This window comes from Limosilactobacillus sp. DJ3M12, assembly GCF_947381695.1.
Taxonomy (GTDB): Bacteria; Bacillota; Bacilli; order Lactobacillales; family Lactobacillaceae; genus Limosilactobacillus; species Limosilactobacillus kinnaridis.
Genome location: NZ_CANCWY010000045.1, coordinates 1 through 3496 on the forward strand (window position 1 = coordinate 1; position 3496 = coordinate 3496).

A 3496-nucleotide genomic window follows, 5' to 3' on the forward strand; every position below is an offset into this window, starting at 1 on the left:
TCCTTTTTTAGTCTACTTTGAGTCTAACCTTGTTAGGCTTTTTTTGTTAAATGTTACGAACTAGCAAATCGCGTTTATTTTATATATCTACATACGTCAATTGCTAGTTTGTAACATTCCAAATTTTGCTAGATTATTCGTCATGACAAGTGCCTCGATTTGTGCTTGCAATCCCACCAAACAACGTTTTCTATGGTTGCTGCCTTTACAGAATGATCTGTAAAGTTAATTCCAGAAATGGTTAACTCCTAATAATACCGAAGCCACACCAACGTTAAGCTTACGTAAACTATAACGCGGTGTCCGCTTGGTTTCTAAAAATTCAGGTCGCTTCATCATTATTTTTACCTCCCGAATTTAATAACTAGTGGTGTATTGCAGTACACCAGAACAATAGCGCTACCGTTAAGCTATCAGCCTAATTGTTGAATATAATATTTCTTCAAAATTCCGCTACTTACTCACTACCATCATTCCCCTTTCATATAATCAACCGAAAAATTTAAAATCCAACCGTTGATTTATCACTTTTGGCAGCGCTTCCTAAATCAAAAAATCATCGTTGTAATAATCCATTTTGGCTACCAATTCACTGTGATTTTAACATAACTGTTTATTTATGATAAACAAAATGCATGTGATTAGTGAATTCTTTGCGAATAAAATGTTGCGGCCAACGCCGTCGGGCTACTCCCCTATAAACTTAATTTTATTAAGCTCGTGTCCAGGCACCGCCACGCATAAAAAACTGATGCGGTCGGCGCTGATTACACCAATCGCATCAGTTTATTTTTGTCAATTTTAAAATTAGTTTATAATTTCACATTATTTTCAAGCCGGCCGGGGTGCTTTTGATTCCCAGCTTTAACTTGGTCGCGCGGCCCTTAAATGCCTTAATCTTTGCGGCCTTTATTTCGGCGAACCCCCTCTGGATTGGGCTGGCCTGTGGGAGCTACTTAATCGCCAGTGTCGCCTTTCGCCGGCACCGGACGCAAGTGTAGGCCTACTTAGCCCGCAATCAAACCGCATAATCCCCACTTGGCGGGCCCCCACACATGACCGACGGGGCCCGCTTTTTTTGCTAATCCCCCAAGGCCACGACTTCGGCTAAGAGGACCTCTTTGTGCAACCGGCGAATGGGGAAGTGGGGCCTACCATGCGGCCCGAAACCACAAAAAACCCCCGCCAGCAGCAATCAGGCCGCGAACGGGGGGGCTTTTCGGCGGGTGGTCCGAGGTATCCTAGCCGTCTCAACCAATCCCTTATAAGTTGCTAAAATCAGTTTTATCTAAATCCGTATCCGGATTGACTTTTGGCCAACTGTCAAAGTGCCGTAACCACCATTTATAATTATCGTCGGCGACTTGGTAGAACAAGCCCGTGGACGAGATCCGGTACTTGGTAAAGCCGTTGCCGACTTGATCCATCGTGCCAATGATTGGCACCCCATAGAAGTACTGGTGATCCATGTCAATAATCGTGGTAAAGTGCCCACTCTTGGCCTCTTTGTCGGTAAAGAAGCCTTCAAAGTACTTAATCCCTTCCATCAGGACTAACCGTGATTCCATATCGGCCAAGTACTCCGGCGTTAAATGTTGCGAAATTACCGGCGGATTACCGGACGGATAAGTATTTTCGTTGTACCCCGCCGTCATGGTATGCGGCGCCAACAACACGGCAATCGATCCCAAGTGGGAGTAACCGGCAAATTGCGGCATCAGCCCAGCTTGGTATTCCGCTAACGCATGCACGGCCAACATTGCCTTGCGCTTATCATTGAGGGGCGCTAATTCCAATGGGCGTTCACCGATGGCAAAGCGCATCAAGTTGACGGTCTTTAACATCCGCTGACTGTAAGCATCCGCCAAATTGAGGAGCGGCTTTAACGCGGCCACATCGGCATCCGTTGGCACCGTCCGAATCGCCTTGGTGACATCCCCATTGATCGCATCCTGGCCGCCACGGCCGGCTTCCAGTTCCGCTTGCAATTGCCCCTTTAAGCGGTCCACCGTAGCCACCAGCTGATCATAAGCGGGGGTCCCCACTTGTAAGTAATCTTCAACCGTTCGGTATTGCAGATATTCCGGATCCAGCGGGGCCCCTTCATAGACGCTCCCTTGGTATGGCAAGGTCGCATTGACTAATTCGGCCCGTTCCACGACTTTCTTTAATGTGGTCGTGAGTTTGTAGTGTTCATCGGCATATTGGACATAGGTACTGGTTCCCGGCACCTGCTCGGCCATTAGTTGCTTCAAGGCTTCTTGCCGCCGCACATTGTTGTCCGCGATCAATTTATCCGCGGCCGCTTGGGCGGCTTCCGCACTGGTCAAGACCTCCTGTAATGTGGCCGCTTGACTTTCATACTGATAGGCCTGGTCGGGATCGGCCAGCATCGCTTGCGCGCCCTTGATGAAGTCATTGACCCGGTTGATTTCATTGTATAAGGTCAACCGCGTCGCAACTAAGTTTTGCAAGGCGGTCACGGCGGCTTCCAAATCGCGCCGCCCCTGCATTTGTTGGGCCGAACTTTGGATATATAAATCCATGCTTTGTTTCAGTATCGTCTGATTTTTCTGAATATCTTCCGTGGTATAAGTATTCAGATATGGTAAGACATTCGTGCCTCGAAATTGCAGCATACTTTGCGCATACGGTAAGTATTCAGGACTGACATACTGCAAGGCGGTTTGATAGTAGGCGACCGTAGCTTTAAATTCATTGATCGCATCCACTTTGGCCTGCTCGGCGGGACTCAAAATCGCGCCGTCTAATTTGGCCTGGGTGGCCTCAACTTGCGCCACGGCAGCATCCAGCATCGCCTGCGTCACCGCCGGCGTGGTCATCAGTTTTTGTAAGGCCGCCACGGCTTCGTCATACGGGGCTTGCGCCGTCGTCGTAGCATTATGGTAGCGCGGATCTTGGTCCCGTTGGTCATACCGCTTCAGCAAAATCGTCGCCGCCTTAAAGTCCGTAGCCTGACCATCCAACGTGGCTTGGGCCGTGTCGATTTGCGCGATGGCGGCCTGCATTTGCTCCGCCGTAACTTGCGGATCGTATTGCAACTGGCTCGCAGCAGCTAAAGCGGTCCGGTAAGCTAATTGCTTGGCAGCATCCGCATTGTAATACGCGGCCGTGGTCATCACATTTTGACCCGTCAACAACCGCCGTTGCAACGGTTGGAGATCAATTTTCGGTTGCGGGCGAGGGGTTGGTTTCACCTCGTCGATCGACTGGGGTTGCTCGCCGCTGGCCCCAGAACCAGACGTTGGGTTGTCACCACTCGTGGCTGGTGTGTCTGTCCCGGACGTTGGCGTTTCGCCCGCTGAGCCACTAGCCGACGTGGCTGGCGTGTCCGTCCCGGACGTTGGCGTTTCACCCGCTGAAGTACTGCCGGACGTTGCCGGGGCTTCCCCGCCTGACGTTGCACTGGACGTTGGCTTGTCGCCGCTCGTCACCGGCGTATCCGTTCCGGATGTTGGCGTTTCGCCCGCTGCGC

Annotated in this window: 1 protein-coding gene and 2 pseudogenes; 1 reads left to right on the forward strand and 2 read right to left on the reverse strand. The window is 50.5% G+C overall.

Going from position 1 to position 3496, the window contains the following annotated elements; all coding sequences use genetic code 11:
- Window positions 1-225: 225 nt before the first annotated feature.
- Window positions 226-339: a YSIRK-type signal peptide-containing protein gene (locus QOS06_RS10435; protein WP_225430835.1), complete on the reverse strand. Its 114-nt coding sequence runs from the start codon at window positions 337-339 to the stop codon at window positions 226-228.
- A gap of 497 nt (window positions 340-836) precedes the next feature.
- Between QOS06_RS10435 and QOS06_RS11155 the strand changes: the two are divergent.
- Window positions 837-1001: pseudogene (locus tag QOS06_RS11155) on the forward strand (PTS galactitol transporter subunit IIC); the annotation flags it as partial.
- A 261-nt stretch (window positions 1002-1262) separates the two neighbouring features.
- Here QOS06_RS11155 and QOS06_RS10440 read toward each other — a convergent pair.
- Window positions 1263-3496 (reverse strand): annotated as a pseudogene (locus QOS06_RS10440) (FIVAR domain-containing protein); the annotation flags it as partial.